Genomic DNA, 14,044 nt, shown 5'->3' on the forward strand with positions numbered 1-14,044 from the left:
CGGGGCGGTCGTCGTGTGGTTCGCCGAGCCTGAGCACTTCCTCGCCGACCGGCTCGCCGCGCTGGTCACCGACGTCACCGGCGGCGAGCCGCACGTGGTGCTGGCCCCCGAGCCGGTGTGGCTGGACGAAACCGAGCGCGCGCAGGCCGAGCAGGTCCTCGACCAGGAACGCGCCCGCTACGGCGGCCCCGCCGACCAGGAGGAACCCGACCTCCACGCCATCGCCACCCTGCTCAGCACCCCACCCGAGGCCGGCTACGGCTGGGTCTCGCACACCGGCGACCGCCGTCCGATGGGGGTGCTCGCCGCCCGCTGCCCCTGGTTCGGCCTGATCGCCGCCCGCGAGGACGACGACGTCTGGATCCGCACCTTCTGGCGCGAGGACCCCAGCGTCCTGCTCACCGAGGTCCTCTCCGACTGGCGCAAGCCCCGTGAACAGCCGATCAGCGTGCTCCGCAGCGAGCTGCTGGCGACGAACGACCTGGTCGTGCCCAGTGCCGAGGTCCGGCGGGCGCAGCGGGTGGCCGCCCTGCCGCAGTACGGCGTCGCCGAGTTCTACGCCGAAATCCGGCGTAACGGGACCCGCCGCCGCAGTCCGCACCCGGTCCGCGTCTACGACAACGTCGACGGCCGGTGGACGATGAAGATCACCCCACTACCCTCGGACGAGCGGCTCGAGCTGGCCCCCGCGTCGGCCGCCGACGTCGTCCGCCTGCTGGACCAGCTGCGGCGCGACCTGTGACACTCCGGGCAACCTTCCCCCAGGTCGGTGCGTCGAGGTACGGGGCTGCCAAGAATATGAGTGGCGCAGCTCCGTTGAGGGTGGCGGTGGGCGACGAGCGGGCGCTCTAATACACTGCGACCCGTCCTCATGCAATGGGAGAGGTATGTCTGACAGCTCCAATCCGATCGTCCTGGGCCAGCCGACCGTCGGGGAGGAAGAGCTCGCCGCCGTCGCGGAGGTCTTCCGGTCCGGATGGCTGGCCGGAGCTGGCCCCACCTGCCGCAAGTTCGAAGGGCGCTTCGCCACCGCGGTCGGGACCCAGCACGCGCTGGCGACCAGCAACTGCGGCACCGCGCTGTTCCTCGGCCTGAAGGTGCTCGGCGTCCAGCCGGGCGACGAGGTCATCGTCGGCGACTACACCTTCCCGGCCACCGGGCACGCCGTGCTCCAGGCCGGCGCGACCCCGGTGTTCGCCGACATCCGCCCGGACATCTGGAGTGCCGATCCGGCGTCGATCGAGTCGCTGATCACGCCGAAGACCGTCGGCATCCTGGCCGTCGACGTGTTCGGCCAGCCCGGCGACTTCGACGAGTACCGCGCGATCGCCGACAAGCACGGCCTCTGGCTGTTCGAGGACGCCGCCTGCTCGGCCGGTGCCACCTACAAGACCCGCCCGGCGGGCAGCCTCGCCGACCTGGCCGCGTTCTCCTTCCACGGCCGCAAGGGCATCACCGCCGGTGAAGGTGGCGCCCTGGTCTCCGACCGCGAGGACCTCATCTCGCGGGCGCGCAAGCTGCACACCTACGGCATCGAGCCCGCGTTCAGCCGCGAGGGCAGCGACGAGCTGCCCATCCCGACCTTCCACGAGCTGGGCTACAACTTCCGCATGTCGGACGTGCAGGCCGCGATCATGAACGTCCAGCTGGACCGCCTGCCGAACCTGCTGTCCGTGCGCCGGTCGGCCGCGAAGTCCTACCACGAGGGTTTCGCCTCGCTCGACGGCGTCGAGGTGCCGGTCGCGCTGTCGGACCGCGAGCACCCGTGGCAGGCCTACGTGCTGACCATCGCGCCGGAGATCAGCCGCGACAAGGTCGCCCTGCGGCTGCGTGAGCGGGGCGTCGGCTGCAACTTCGGCACCTATGCCTCGCACGTCCAGCCGATCTACGGGCAGAAGCAGCAGCTGCCCGTGTCGGCCGACGCGTTCCGGCGGCACCTGGCCATCCCGATGCACTCGAACCTGACCGACGACGAGGTCAGCCGGGTGATCGAGGCGGTCACCGAAGTCGTCACCCAGCTTTCCTGACCCAGCGGACGAACCACAGCACAGGAGATATCGCACACCATGTCCGAAAAGAAGACGGTCCTGTTCACCGGCGCCGGCGGCTTCATCGCGGGGCACGTGATCCCGATGCTGATGGAGCGCGGCTACTTCGTCCGCGCCTTCGACAACATGACCCGCGGTGACCGCGAGCGGATGAACGAGTGGGCCGCCACCGGCAACCTCGAGCTGGTCGAGAAGGACGTCCGCTACGGCGGCGCGGTGCGCGAGGCCATGCGCGGCTGCACGCACGTGGTCCACTTCGCCACCGTGTCGATCAACAAGTCGATCGCCGACCCGCACGAGTCGATCGACATCAACATGACCGGCAACCACAACGTCTTCGCCGCCGCCGCGGACGAGGGCGTGCAGCGCCTGGTGTTCGCTTCCACCGCCTCGGTCTACGGCGACCCGGAGCGCCTGCCGATGCACGAGGACGACAAGCTCCGCCCGCTCACCCCGTACTGCATCACCAAGCGCGCCGGTGAGGACCTGCTCGGCTTCTACGAGCGGCAGAAGGGCCTGTCCTGGAACGCCCTGCGCTTCTTCAACGTGTACGGCCCCGGCCAGAAGAGCGAGGCGTACTACACCTCGGTGATCAACCACTTCATCACCCGCCTGCGCAACGGCCAGCCGCCGATCATCGACGGCAAGGGTGAGCAGTCGATGGACTTCGTGCACGTCCACGACCTGGCCCGGTCGGTCGTCGCCGCGCTGGAGTCGGAGAAGTCGAACCTGCCGATCAACATCGGCACCGGCATCGACACCTCCATCGCCACCCTGGCCAAGATCCTGATCGACGCCGTCGGCGTGCAGGTCGAGCCGCAGTTCAACGAGCGCGACGTGCTGGTTTCGCGCCGGGCGGCGGACATCACCCGCGCCAAGGAGGTCCTCGGCTGGGAGCCGACCATCCCGGTCGAGCAGGGCATGCACGACCTGGTCAAGTTGCACATGAGCCAGGCCGCCGGCTGATGGGCTTACCACCGGCCGGATCGGCAGAGGGGCGCTCGATGAACATCGTCGTGGTCAACAACTTCTTCCCGCCACGGGTGGGGGGCAGCGCGCACATGTCCGCGTCGCTGGCCGAGCAGTACTCGGCCAGTGGCAACGAGGTGCTCGCGATCACCGCCGCGTATTCCGACGCACCGGCGGAGGAGGAACGCGACGGTTACCGCGTGGTCCGGCTGCCGGCGATGAAGATGCCGCAGCTGGGCCTGTCGATCGACTTCGACATGACCTTCGCGTCGGTCCGGCCGGGGAACTGGCGCAAGCTGTTCAGGATGCTGGACGAGTTCCGCCCGGACGTGATCCACCTGCACGGGCAGTTCTTCGACCTGTCGTGGATGGTCGGGCTGTACGCGCGCCGCCGCGGCATCCCGGTGGTCGTCACCATCCACACCCTGCTGATCAGCGACAAGAAGCTGTACAGCTCGGTGTTCCGGATGCTCGACGCGGTGCTGGTGCGGCCGATCCTCGGCATCATCAAGCCGCGGTACGTCATCCTGGACAAGCTGGGCGTGGACTACTGCGTCAAGCGCTACGGCACCGGCGACGAGAACTCGGAGTACTTCCCGATCGCGGTGGACACCGCGCACTTCGAGAAGCCGCTGACCAAGGACGTGCGCGAGGAGAACGGCATCGGGGACGGCCCGCTGATCGTCTCGCTGGGGCACGTGATCCCGCTGCGCGACCGGATGCCGCTGGTCAACGCCATGCCGGCGATCCTGGAGAAGCACCCGGACACCAAGGTGATCGTGGTCGGCCGGGTCTACCACGACGCGTTCATCAAGCGCGCCGAGGAACTGGGCATCGCGGAGAAGTTCATCGTCAAGGGCGCGGTGCCCAAGGCCGACGTGCCCGCGTACTTCGCCGCCGCCGACATCGTCACGCACGACCTCAACGGCGGCTGCGGCACGGCTTCGCTGGAGGCCATGCTGTCCGGCACGGCGACCATCACCTCGACCACGCTGGACAACTACCCCGGCATCGAGCTGCGCAACGGCGACAACATCCTGATCGTGCCGCCGGACGACGCCACCGCGGTCGGCGAGGCCGTGATCGACCTGCTGGATGACCCGGAGAAGCGCGCCGAGCTGGCCAAGCGGCAGAGCGCCATGGTGCGGGACAACTTCGGCCTCGACGTGGTCAGCGACGAGCACCTGCGCACCTTCGAGAAGCTGATCGCCGAGTCGACCCCGAAGGGCCGCTGAATGTTCTTCGACGACGAGCGCAGCAACCGGCTGCGCCCGCAGATCCTGACCGAACTGGTCGGGGAGTACATGAACGACGCCGAGCGCGCGAAGCTGTTCGGCCTGCCGGAGACCACGCGGATCCGGCAGCGGGCGAAGATCGTCAGCCCGGAGAACCTGCGGATCGGCGAGCACTGCTGGATCGGCGAGGGCGCCATCCTGGACGCCTCCGGCGGCATGGAGATCGGCGAGCACACCAGCATCGGGGTCAACACGCTGATCTTCACCCACTCCAGCTGGCTGGCGAACATGACGCTGCAGAACCACTCGGGCAGCGACCTGATCGAGCGCAAGCCGGTCAAGATCGGCAAGGGCTGCTTCATCGGCGGCCTGGTGGTGATCATGGCCGGGGTGACCATCGGCGACTTCGCCACCGTGCAGCCGAACTCCGTGGTGGCCAAGGACGTGCCGGCGCGCTCGCTGGTGGCTGGCAACCCGGCGCGGGTGTTCCAGCGCTACGACGACGAGCACATCGAGAACGAGGTCAAGCGCGTCCGCGAGGACAACGAGCGGCGGCGCAAGCTGGCCGAGGAGCGCGGTATGGCGACCGGCCCGTGGGGTGCCCCGGCCGGCGACTTCAGCGAGCCGAAGGAGTGACCAGCGGACGGCCCTCGCACCGGGGGTCGTCCGGCCCGGTCGGGCGTTTCGCGGGCAGCGCCCACGAAAGCGCCGATTCCTCCACCGGCCAGCCGTGCGCGGTGGCCGCGCTGTAGGGCACCGATTCGCTGCCCTCGCACAGCACCTTCGCCACCACGTCGCTGTTCGGCACGAACCGCACCTCGGCCTGGTCGTCGAGCAGGGTGGTCATCGTGTCGTCCACGGTGACCACGCTGCCGAGCACCACCTGCCGCGGTTCGCTCAGCTCCAGCGCGACCGACGGCAGCACCGGCGCCTGCAGGAAGATCGCCAGCAGCAGGAACGGCCCGAGCAGCGCGGCAGCCGCGGCGGGACCGTGCGTGGCCACCCGCGCGAACCGCGCCGGGATCGGCCCGGTCAGCAGGGGCGTGAGCAGCGGCGGCACCAGCAGGAGCAGCGCCAGCACCAGTTCCCCGCGCGCGAAGGCGCCGGCGATCGTGCTGCCGAACCAGAGGTAGAGCGCGACCGCGAGCAGGACCGGCACCACCAGGCAGACCCCGCGGATCACCCGCGTCCGTTCCGGGTACCGCCGCCGCACGGTCAGCCCGAGGATGACCAGCGTGACCATCGCCAGCGCGGGCAGGAACCGCAGTTCCCAGGCGATCGCCGCCCACATCGCGGTCACCGCGAGCGCCCAGTCCGGCGTGCGGTCGGCGGTCCGGCTGAGCCACGAATCCAGTGCCCCCGGCGGCGCGCTCACCACGTAGAGCAGGCCGAGCGCGTGCCCGCCGAGCACGAACACCGGCGGCACCCACATCAGCGTGATCACCAGCGAGCTGACCAGGTCGAGCGGGCCGACGTTCTGCACCAGCAGGAGCATGGTGTGCAGGTCCTGGCGGCTCAGGTGCCAGAGGCGCAGCACCAGCAGCACGATCGGGAACGCGGGCAGCAGCGCGAGCGTCCACTCGAACCCGCGCGCCTCCGCGTCACCGCCGGGCGCACGACGCCGGCCAGCCTCTCCCACGGCCATTGCCGGACCTCCACCTCTTCCACGTCGGGTTGCTGGTCGTCGGCGATGAACTGCGGTGCGCTGGCGGCTTCGAGCGGGCGGAGGTACCGGTCGTAGGCGTCTTCCCAGCGCTTGTCGGCCGGATCGTGCTTCGAGCGGTACAGCGAGAGGTCGACCAGCGTCTTCAGCGGCTCGTTGCCGCCGGTGTTGACGGCCCACGACTCCGGGGTCTCCAGTCCCACGTCGTGGTGCTGGAAGGTCTGCGGCTCGGCGGCGACGAACCCGGCGAGGATGGCCGCGTCGGTGGTCATCGCGTCGATCTGCCGGTCGCGCAGCGGCTGCAGGCAGTCGCTGATCTTGCTCTTGTTCACCATTCGCGCGCCGGCCGCCTCGGCGGGGTGGCGGGAGGTGGAGGTGCTGATCGTGCAGACCGACCGGTCGCGCAACGCGGTCAGGTCGTCGACCGGGTCGTGGCCGCGCAGGGTCATCACCGACTGCTCGGTTTCCAGGTACGGCTGGGAGAAGCTGACCTCGGGCAGCTTCTCGCGTTCGTCGGTCCGGCTGTAGACCGCGATCACCAGGTCGACGCGCTGCCGCTGCCCGCGTTCGTCCGAGGCCACCATGCGACTGCGGTCCTCGTTCTCCACGGTCAGGAACCGCACTTCGTCCGGCCGGAACCCGAGGTCGGCGGCGATCAGGTAGCCGATCTCCACGTCGAACCCGCTGTAGCGGCCGGTCACCGGGTCCTTGTAGCCCGCGCCGGGGATGTCGTCCATGGTGCCGATGAGCAGTTCGACCTTGCCCTTGAGCCCGGCCTGCTCACGCAGTTCGTCCTCGGAAGGTTTGGACTGCCACGGGATCCACAACGCGACGCCGAGGCCCAGCAGGAGCACCGCGATCAACGCGGTGAGCCGGACGCCGCGGCCCGGCCGGAACCTGCGTCGGGGTGTCACGGATTCGTCGCCGGTCAAACCACCCTCCCCGGGGTTCTCGCGCGCTGGGAGCTCAGTTCTACCGCACTTCCGCGGGGACCGGGCCCGATGTACCGGGGATGTATCCCCGCTGGACCGGATGGGCCCAGGCTCGGCCCGTCACTGGTGGAGCGACGAGGTGGGATCCATGAGCGAAACGAGCAATCTGAAGCGTGCCGCGGTCTACGGGGTGGCCGGGCTGATCACCGCGGCGATCGGCGCGTCGACGGTCAACGCGATGACCATGGAGGACGAGCCGAAGCCGGAATCCTCGGGTGCCGCGCAGGCCGCACCGGCGCCCGCCGCGGCCTCGGCGCCCGCCGCGCCTGCGCCTGCTCCTGCTCCTGCGGCCAAGGTGGCGCCTGCTCCGGCCGCGCAGCCGCCCGCGGCGCAGCCCGCCGCGCCGGTCAAGCAGGCGGTGCCGGAGAAGAAGGCGGCGGAGAAGCCGCAGGTGCGCAAGCCCGCCGAGCGGCCGCGCAAGGTGGTGGAGAAGGTGGTGCGCAAGCCGGTGATCGTGCAGGCGGCCGCGCAGCCCTCGATCAGCGCGTCGGCGACGTCCAGCGGCCCGTCGGCCAAGTCCTACGCCATTTCCACGAACGGCACCAAGACGGTGATCGCCGAATCGGGCAAACCCGTTGTGGTGCACCACAAGAAGCAGGACGGCGAGAAGAAGGCCAAGGCCGTGAACGAGCGGCTGGACAAGGCGGTGGCCAAGCTCGGCGAGGCCGAGAAGTCGGTGGCCGACGCGGAGAAGAACCTGTCCAGCGCGCGGACCAAGCTGTCCGAAGCCAAGGGTGAGGTCGAGTCGGCTCGCAAGGAGATCAAGGAGAAGAAGGAAAAGCGGCAGGAGAAGAAGGAGAAGTCCGAGCGCAAGGTCGTCAAGATCAAGCTGCCGGGCAAGATCGACGTCTCCCCGGAGGTCGCGAAGAAGCTGCGCGACCTCGCCCAGCAATGACCGCCATCCTGGCCGCGCCTCGCACGATGAACGAGATCGTGCGGGCCGCGGTCGAGCGCGCGGGCCTGCGCCGCAAGAGCGACACCGTCCGCTTCCTGGTCATCCCGGACAACGCGTGGCGCCATCAGCGCACCCCGGAACCGGAGATCGTGCCCGAGGTCGAGGAATACCCCGAGGACGACTACTACCTGGACCACGAGCGGAAACCGCTCAGCCGCGCCACTGCCACCGGCCTCGGCGGGTTCGCTGCCTCGGTGGTCTCGGGCGTCGTGCCGAGCCTGATGGTCGGCCCGGTCGCAGGCATGGTCGCCGGCGTCGCCGCCGGCGTTTTCGGCGGCCTGATGGGCCGCTCACTGGCCGAAGAGGCCTACGACCGCAAAACCCGGCGAAATGGCGAACTGGAGATCGGGAGCAGCGCGGCGAACACCAGCAGAAGTCCCGAAAGGTCAAGCTCAGCTCCTCGGATGTGAAGCCCGGCGAGAGCCGCACCAACAGCAAGAAGACCGCGAACGGTTTCGTGTCGGTCTCTGTCACGAATGGCGGTTAGGCCATGAAGAACACCAGAGTCTCCGTCCAGAAAACCATCCTCTACACCGTCTCCGGGGGCTTCATCTCCGTGGTCTTCGGCGTCCTCGGTGCCACCGCCGCCCAGGCCGGTCCACGGGTGCCGGTAGACGCCGGTGGCGACGGAGGTGCTCCTGCGGCGGCCGGACCTCCTCCCGGCGAAACCCCGCAGCAGCAACAGAAGGAACTGAGCCAGCTCAAGACGAATGCGAACGTTCCTGCTGCGCAGGAGAAGAAGCCCGCGCCTGCGGTGAACCACGACAATCGCGGTGGCCGGGCGGGAGGTTCCCAGGAGCCGCCGCGGACGAACGACAAGAAGCCCGACCCGAAGGAAGAACAACGGGCGCAGTCCAAGTCTGAGCGGGACGAGAAGAACGCGATGGTGAAGGCGGGGGCAGAGGAGCGGGAGCAGTCCAAGGCTGATCGGCGTGATGCTCGCCAGTTGACGCCGGACTATTCGGAGTACGGCAAGAAGGAAGCTGAGCGCGAAGAGGCTGAGAGGGCTGAGCAAGACGCGAGGAACGCGAGGGCGAAGGCGAGGGAGGAGCGGAAGCAGGCGAAGGCTGAGCGGCGTGATGCCCGCAAGCGGAAGGCGACGCCTGCCTCTCCGAACAGCGGTCCCCGTGCGATCGAAGTCAGCGATGAGATCGAGCAGACGGCGGGCCCGGCGCGGATCAGGGCCAACGAGCTCGCCAGGCAACGCGACGAGGGCCCGACGGGTTCGGTGCGAGCGTGGGAAGCCACGGCAAACCTGGCGGCCGAAGCCGAAGCCGACGCCCAATGGCGCGAACGCCTCCGCGACGTCGGGAAGCCGAAGCCGGCCCCGAAGACGATCGAGCTGGACGAGCCGATCAGCGGGTTGCGGGCGCTGGAGGTCAAGGACGAGATCGACAGGGCGGCTGAGCCTGCCGCGAAAGACGCGAAGACCCTCGAAAAATACGCGGACACGCTCCCCGACGGGCCGAAGAAGGACGAAGCGGTCAAGGTCGCCAAGGACGCCGGACGTGAGGCTCGTCGCCTGGAATTCCTCCGCGACGCCGGGATGCCGGCGCTGGGAAAGGGGCTTCGGGACACCGTGGACAGCGTCGTCGAAGATGTGCAGACGGGGACCAAGGAAGCGGCTTCGGTGGGTGGAATCGTCACCGATGTGCTGGTCGGCCGGAAGAACAGCGAACTCGCCGAGGAAATCAAAACCTCACAGGACGAGACCACTCGCGCATTCCGTGATTACGTCACCGCGTCGAAGGTCCGCAATGCCGACGGTTCCGTCTCCCCGGCCCAAGCGGAGCTGGTTCGTCAACGCCTCGCCGAGGCAACGGCCGCTGCCGAGCGTCACCAACAAGTGGTGGGCCCAGTCCAGCGCGCTGGGAAGCTGGTGAAGGCAGCGGGCAAGCTCGGGGGAACGGCCTGGGGCGGCGCTGGTATCTACCTCGATATCGAAGAGGGCAAGACAACGGGCGAGATCGTTTCGGGCGCGATCGGCGGCACCGTGGGGAGCGCGCTCGGTAAGCGGGCCGGCATCCCTGGGGTCTGGGCGGGAGGATTCGTCGGCAGCGCGCTCGGAGAGAATCTGTTCAAGCGCATCCGTGATTCCGACAAGGACATCAACGAGTACGTCAACGAAGACTGACAGCGCGGCCAAACGCTGTGAGTGGGGCATTACTGGCGTTCACTGCAAGTAATGCCCCACTCATAGCAATCAAGCGGATGTGGAGGCGGATTCCTTGACGGTGGCCACCACGTAGTGCGACGGCAGGATTGAGTCGCGTTCGGCGGTGGCGTCGATCTTGTCTTCGAGCAGGTCGACGAACCGGTCCAGCTGGGTCGCCAGCGGTTCGCGGGCGGTGACCAGTTCGGGGATCTCGATCACCGTCTGCTGGCGGTAACCCAGGCCGTCCGAGCTGGCCGCGTCGTGTGAGACGTGCCGGTAGATGGTCACGTCCCGGCGCAGCAGGTCGATCTCGATCAGCCGGTCCAGTTCGGACACCACCAGCGAGCGCACCTTGCGCTGCCCCAGCCTCGACGCCGACACCGTGGCCAGCCCGGTCGGGAAGGTCAGCACCGTCTCGATGGTGTCCTCGGCCCCCTCGACCGACGACGGGTGGAAGTACCCCGCGCCGGAGGTGATCCGCGCCGGGGTCTGCCCGCCGAAGAACTGGATGGCGATGTCCACGTCGTGCACCAGCAGGTCCCACGCCACGCCGGTCTTGATGCGCGGGGCGTACGGGCCGTGCCGCCGGGCCATCAGGTGGATCGGCTCCTGCACCAGCGCCCGGGCGGTCATCACCGCCGGGTTGTAGCGCTCGAGCAGCCCGCACATCAGCGGGATGTCCTTGGCCGCGGACAGCTCGACGATCTCCTTCGAGGACTCCAGGCTGTTCGACACCGGCTTCTCCACCAGCAGCGGCTTGCCCTGGCCGAGGATCTCCAGCGCCAGCGGGTGGTGCACCTCGGTGGCCGCGGCCAGCACCACGGCGTCCACATCGGACAGATCGCCGATTTCCGGCGTCCACCGGGTCTCGAAGCGCTCGGCGGCGGCGCGGCCTGCCTCCTCGCGCGGGTCGATCACGCGGGTCAGCTCCACGCGCTCGTTCTGCGAGAGCACCCTGGCGTGCAGCGAGCCCATGGTGCCGGTGCCCACCAGTGCGATGCGGTGCGTCATGCGCCGAGCACCTCGCGAACCGTCTCGATGATCTTGTCCACGTCGTCCTCGGAGAGCTTCGGGTGCACGGGCAGCGAAAGTGCCTGCGCGGCCACCGAGCACGCCATCGGCACACTGGCGAGGTCGGCGTCCGGGATCAGCTCGTGCCCGCGGTAGCAGTCGTAGTCGAAGACGACCTTCGGGTAGTAGATGCCGTTGCCGATGCCGCGCTCGGTCAGCGCCGCGGCCAGCTCGTCGCGCGAGAGGAACGCGTGCGGGCCGACCAGCACGGTGTACTGGTGCCACACGTGCTCGCGGCCGGGCAGCACCTGCGGCAGCTCGAGCCCCGGGGTGCCGGACAGGCCCTCGGTGAGCCGCTTGGCGTTGCGCTGGCGGGCCGCGGTGATCGAATCCAGCTTCTCCAGCTGCGGGATGCCGACGGCGGCGTGCAGGTCGGTCATCCGGTAGTTGTGCCCGGCGACCTCGTACTGGTAGCGGGCACGCATGCCCTGGTTGCGCAGCACGCGCAGCCGGTCGGCCAGCCCGTCGTCGTCCGTGGTGATCACGCCGCCCTCGGCGGTGGTGATGTTCTTGGTGGCGTAGAGCGAGAAGCAGCCCAGCCCGAACGAGCCGGACCGGCGGCCCTCGAAGGTCGCGCCGACGGCCTGCGCCGAGTCCTCCACCAGGTGCAACCCGCGCTCGGCGGCCAGCGGTGCCAGCTTGCCCATGTCCGCGGTCTGCCCGTAGAGGTGGACCGGCATGAGCACCTTGGTGCGCGGGCCGATGGCGGCGGCGACCGCGTCCGGGTCGACCGCGAAGTCGTCCCGCCGGATGTCGGCGAAGCGCACGGTCGCGCCCGCTTCGAGGATGGCGTTGAGGGTCGCGACGAAGGTGAACGGCGAGGTGATGACCTCGTCACCCGGCTGCAGGTCGAGCACCTGCAGTGAGGCGACCAGCGCGGTGGTGCCGTTGTTCACCGCCACCGCGTGCTTGGTGCCGGAGACGGCGGCGAATGCTTCCTCGAATCGCTTCACCATCGGGCCCTGCGCGATGGCGCCGGATCGCAGCACTTCGACGACCAGGTCCTCCGCATCGCGGACGTCGACCACGGTAATGGGGATCATGCAGCAGTCTTTCACCTCGGCGGACACTTCCGGCGCGTCAGGTACAGTCGTGCCTCGGCATGGCTAGTAGCCCCCTGGGTCGGCACCGGTGCTGGCACTGACGCGGGCGTCACGATACCCGCCGGTCGCAAGTGGCTCCCCGCTGCCGCCTCGGCCCTGGTGCGCGGGCCTGAACACTAAAGGGCGAAAACACACAAAATGAGTAGTGCACGCATTCTGATCACCGGCGCCGGCGGTTCCGCCGCCTACAACTTCCGGGACGCGCTCGCCGTCTCGCCGAACGAGTACACGGTGGTCGGCACCGACATCAAGCCCTTCCACCTCGAGCTGCTCAACGTCGACGCCAAGTACCTCGTGCCGCCGGTCTCCGACCCCGGTTACGCCGACGCGATCAACCGCGTCATCGACGCCGAGAAGATCGACTTCGTGCACCCCCAGCCCGACGTCGAGGTCGGCTACCTGGCCGAGAACCGCGACCGGCTGAACGCGCCGACGTTCCTGCCCGACGCCCGCGCGATCGCGCTGTGCCAGGACAAGATGGCCTTCAACGCGCACATGAAGGCCAACGGCGTTTCCGTTCCGGAAGCGGTCAAGATCGATTCCCAGTCCGACCTCAAGGGCGCGCTGGAAGAACTGCTCAAGATCAATCCGCGGGTGTGGCTGCGCGCCATTCGCGGTGCCGGTTCCCGTGGCAGCCTGCCGATCAACTCCTACTACCAGGGCGACGCCTGGATCGACTACTGGCGTGGTTTCCGCGGCCTCGACTACGGCGACTTCATGGCCAGCGAGTACCTGCCCGGCGAGGAGTTCGCCTGGCAGAGCCTGTGGCACGAGGGCGAGCTGATCACCTCGCAGGCCCGCTCCCGCATCGAGTACATCTTCGGCAACCTCACTCCCAGTGGGCAGAGCTCGTCACCGTCGGTGGCCAAGACGGTCAACCGCGACGACGTGAACAAGATCGGCGAGGCGGCCGTGCGCGCGGTCTCGGCCAAGCCGAGCGGCGTGTTCTGCGTGGACATGAAGGAGAACGCCCAGGGTGTTCCCATGGTCACCGAGATCAACGTGGGCCGCTTCTTCACCACCAGCAACTTCTTCGCCCACGCCGGGCTGAACATGCCCGACATGTACATCCAGCTGGGCCTGGGCAACCAGCTCACCGAGAAGCCTGCCGTGTACAACCCGCTGCCGGACGACCTGTACTGGGTCCGCATGATCGACATGGGTTACAAGCTGGTCAGGGAAGGCGAATGGGCCGCCAAGAAGATCTGACGGTGCTCACGACACTCGCTTTCGACTTCGACGGCACCCTCTTCCGGCTGCCGGTCGACTTCGCCGGCCTGCGTGCCGACCTCGGGCTCGCCCCGGACGCCAAGCTCGGGCCGCTGTTCCAGCAGTACCTCGACGAGGGCAACACCGAGGGGCTGGACGTCGTGACGCGGTACGAGCGCGAGTCGGTGCCGCGCGGTGAGTTCACCGCCGGGGCCCGCGAGCTGCTCGAGTCGCTGACCGGCCTCCCGAACTACTCGGTGGCCATCGTGACGCGCAACTCGCGGCACTGCGTGTTCGACGCGCTGGGCAACCTCGCCGACGGCCTGCACGTCATCGGACGGGAGGACGTCGCCCAGCTCAAGCCGGACCCGGAAGGCGTGCACGCGGTGCTCAAGCACTACGGCGCCACGCCGGGCGAGGCCGCGCTGGTCGGCGACACCTACCACGACGTGGAAGCCGCGCACGCCGCCGGAGCACACAGCGTGATCGTCCGCAACGACGCGCTGAAGTTCCGGCCGGAGGGCGCGGACACCTACATCGAAACGCTCAGTGAGCTGCTGCCCGCGCTCGCGGGCTGACCCCCCGGGGTTGGTACCGTCGACGATGGTCATCGGCCCTCTCGACAAGGCCCTATTCGATAAGGA

At 68.8% G+C, this 14,044-nt stretch carries 14 protein-coding genes; 10 read left to right on the forward strand and 4 right to left on the reverse strand.

Features of this window, described 5'->3' with window-relative positions; all coding sequences use genetic code 11:
• The first annotated feature begins 13 nt into the window (after window positions 1–13).
• From L3Q67_RS12010 to L3Q67_RS12030, 5 genes are all read left to right on the forward strand, one after another.
• Window positions 14–742, forward strand: coding sequence for an ESX secretion-associated protein EspG (locus tag L3Q67_RS12010; RefSeq protein ID WP_499189581.1), 729 nt, complete (start codon window positions 14–16; stop codon window positions 740–742).
• Window positions 743–887: 145 nt separating this feature from the next.
• Window positions 888–2,027, forward strand: a complete 1,140-nt coding sequence (locus L3Q67_RS12015; RefSeq protein ID WP_499189582.1) for a DegT/DnrJ/EryC1/StrS family aminotransferase — start codon at window positions 888–890, stop codon at window positions 2,025–2,027.
• 39 nt (window positions 2,028–2,066) lie between these two features.
• Window positions 2,067–3,014 (forward strand): NAD-dependent epimerase/dehydratase family protein, encoded by a 948-nt coding sequence (locus L3Q67_RS12020; RefSeq protein WP_423581179.1) that lies wholly within the window; start codon window positions 2,067–2,069, stop codon window positions 3,012–3,014.
• 38 nt (window positions 3,015–3,052) lie between these two features.
• The gene (locus tag L3Q67_RS12025; RefSeq protein ID WP_499189583.1) at window positions 3,053–4,252 is read left to right on the forward strand and encodes a glycosyltransferase family 4 protein; all 1,200 of its coding nucleotides are present in this window, start codon (window positions 3,053–3,055) and stop codon (window positions 4,250–4,252) included.
• Window positions 4,253–4,888, forward strand: coding sequence for an acyltransferase (locus tag L3Q67_RS12030; protein WP_499189584.1), 636 nt, complete (start codon window positions 4,253–4,255; stop codon window positions 4,886–4,888). It abuts the gene before it with no gap.
• Here L3Q67_RS12030 and L3Q67_RS12035 read toward each other — a convergent pair.
• The gene (locus L3Q67_RS12035; RefSeq protein WP_499189585.1) at window positions 4,869–5,789 is read right to left on the reverse strand and encodes a hypothetical protein; all 921 of its coding nucleotides are present in this window, start codon (window positions 5,787–5,789) and stop codon (window positions 4,869–4,871) included. The two genes, L3Q67_RS12030 and L3Q67_RS12035, sit on opposite strands and share 20 nt — an antisense overlap.
• Window positions 5,768–6,769: a type 2 periplasmic-binding domain-containing protein gene (locus L3Q67_RS12040; RefSeq protein ID WP_499191509.1), complete on the reverse strand. Its 1,002-nt coding sequence runs from the start codon at window positions 6,767–6,769 to the stop codon at window positions 5,768–5,770. Before L3Q67_RS12040 ends, L3Q67_RS12035 begins: the two co-directional genes overlap by 22 nt.
• Window positions 6,770–6,995: 226 nt before the next feature.
• Here L3Q67_RS12040 and L3Q67_RS12045 point away from each other — a divergent pair, with 226 nt between their 5' ends.
• The 3 genes from L3Q67_RS12045 (at window position 6,996) to L3Q67_RS12055 (ending at window position 9,996) form a co-directional block, all read left to right on the forward strand.
• On the forward strand, window positions 6,996–7,802 hold the full coding sequence (locus L3Q67_RS12045; protein ID WP_499189586.1) for a hypothetical protein: 807 nt from the start codon (window positions 6,996–6,998) through the stop codon (window positions 7,800–7,802).
• Window positions 7,799–8,272 (forward strand): hypothetical protein, encoded by a 474-nt coding sequence (locus L3Q67_RS12050; RefSeq protein ID WP_499189587.1) that lies wholly within the window; start codon window positions 7,799–7,801, stop codon window positions 8,270–8,272. Before L3Q67_RS12045 ends, L3Q67_RS12050 begins: the two co-directional genes overlap by 4 nt.
• 80 nt (window positions 8,273–8,352) lie before the next feature.
• Window positions 8,353–9,996 (forward strand): hypothetical protein, encoded by a 1,644-nt coding sequence (locus L3Q67_RS12055; protein WP_499189588.1) that lies wholly within the window; start codon window positions 8,353–8,355, stop codon window positions 9,994–9,996.
• A 69-nt stretch (window positions 9,997–10,065) separates the two neighbouring features.
• Here the strand turns inward: L3Q67_RS12055 and L3Q67_RS12060 are convergent, their stop codons facing one another.
• Both L3Q67_RS12060 and L3Q67_RS12065 read right to left on the reverse strand, forming a co-directional pair.
• The gene (locus tag L3Q67_RS12060; protein ID WP_499189589.1) at window positions 10,066–11,028 is read right to left on the reverse strand and encodes a Gfo/Idh/MocA family protein; all 963 of its coding nucleotides are present in this window, start codon (window positions 11,026–11,028) and stop codon (window positions 10,066–10,068) included.
• Window positions 11,025–12,131: a DegT/DnrJ/EryC1/StrS family aminotransferase gene (locus L3Q67_RS12065; RefSeq protein ID WP_499189590.1), complete on the reverse strand. Its 1,107-nt coding sequence runs from the start codon at window positions 12,129–12,131 to the stop codon at window positions 11,025–11,027. The genes L3Q67_RS12060 and L3Q67_RS12065 overlap by 4 nt, the downstream gene beginning before the upstream one ends.
• A 198-nt stretch (window positions 12,132–12,329) precedes the next feature.
• Here L3Q67_RS12065 and L3Q67_RS12070 point away from each other — a divergent pair, with 198 nt between their 5' ends.
• Together L3Q67_RS12070 and L3Q67_RS12075 are read left to right on the forward strand one after the other, a co-directional pair.
• Complete coding sequence (locus L3Q67_RS12070) at window positions 12,330–13,400, forward strand: ATP-grasp domain-containing protein (protein ID WP_499189591.1); 1,071 nt, start codon at window positions 12,330–12,332, stop codon at window positions 13,398–13,400.
• A 2-nt stretch (window positions 13,401–13,402) separates the two neighbouring features.
• Window positions 13,403–13,978: an HAD family hydrolase gene (locus tag L3Q67_RS12075; protein WP_499189592.1), complete on the forward strand. Its 576-nt coding sequence runs from the start codon at window positions 13,403–13,405 to the stop codon at window positions 13,976–13,978.
• The last annotated feature ends 66 nt before the right edge of the window (window positions 13,979–14,044 follow it).

Source organism: Saccharothrix sp. AJ9571 (assembly GCF_021725495.1).
Taxonomy (GTDB): Bacteria; Actinomycetota; Actinomycetes; order Mycobacteriales; family Pseudonocardiaceae; genus Amycolatopsis; species Amycolatopsis magusensis.

Excerpts from the sequence above, each read along its gene's own strand:
- L3Q67_RS12015 (WP_499189582.1), top strand. The coding sequence starts at position 888 with ATGTCTGACAGCTCCAATCCGATCGTCCTGGGCCAGCCGACCGTCGGG.
- L3Q67_RS12060 (WP_499189589.1), bottom strand. The coding sequence starts at position 11,028 with ATGACGCACCGCATCGCACTGGTGGGCACCGGCACCATGGGCTCGCTG.
- L3Q67_RS12020 (WP_423581179.1), top strand. The coding sequence starts at position 2,067 with ATGTCCGAAAAGAAGACGGTCCTGTTCACCGGCGCCGGCGGCTTCATC.
- L3Q67_RS12045 (WP_499189586.1), top strand. The coding sequence starts at position 6,996 with ATGAGCGAAACGAGCAATCTGAAGCGTGCCGCGGTCTACGGGGTGGCC.
- L3Q67_RS12055 (WP_499189588.1), top strand. The coding sequence starts at position 8,353 with ATGAAGAACACCAGAGTCTCCGTCCAGAAAACCATCCTCTACACCGTC.
- L3Q67_RS12070 (WP_499189591.1), top strand. The coding sequence starts at position 12,330 with ATGAGTAGTGCACGCATTCTGATCACCGGCGCCGGCGGTTCCGCCGCC.
- L3Q67_RS12030 (WP_499189584.1), top strand. The coding sequence starts at position 4,253 with ATGTTCTTCGACGACGAGCGCAGCAACCGGCTGCGCCCGCAGATCCTG.
- L3Q67_RS12025 (WP_499189583.1), top strand. The coding sequence starts at position 3,053 with ATGAACATCGTCGTGGTCAACAACTTCTTCCCGCCACGGGTGGGGGGC.
- L3Q67_RS12065 (WP_499189590.1), bottom strand. The coding sequence starts at position 12,131 with ATGATCCCCATTACCGTGGTCGACGTCCGCGATGCGGAGGACCTGGTC.
- L3Q67_RS12050 (WP_499189587.1), top strand. The coding sequence starts at position 7,799 with ATGACCGCCATCCTGGCCGCGCCTCGCACGATGAACGAGATCGTGCGG.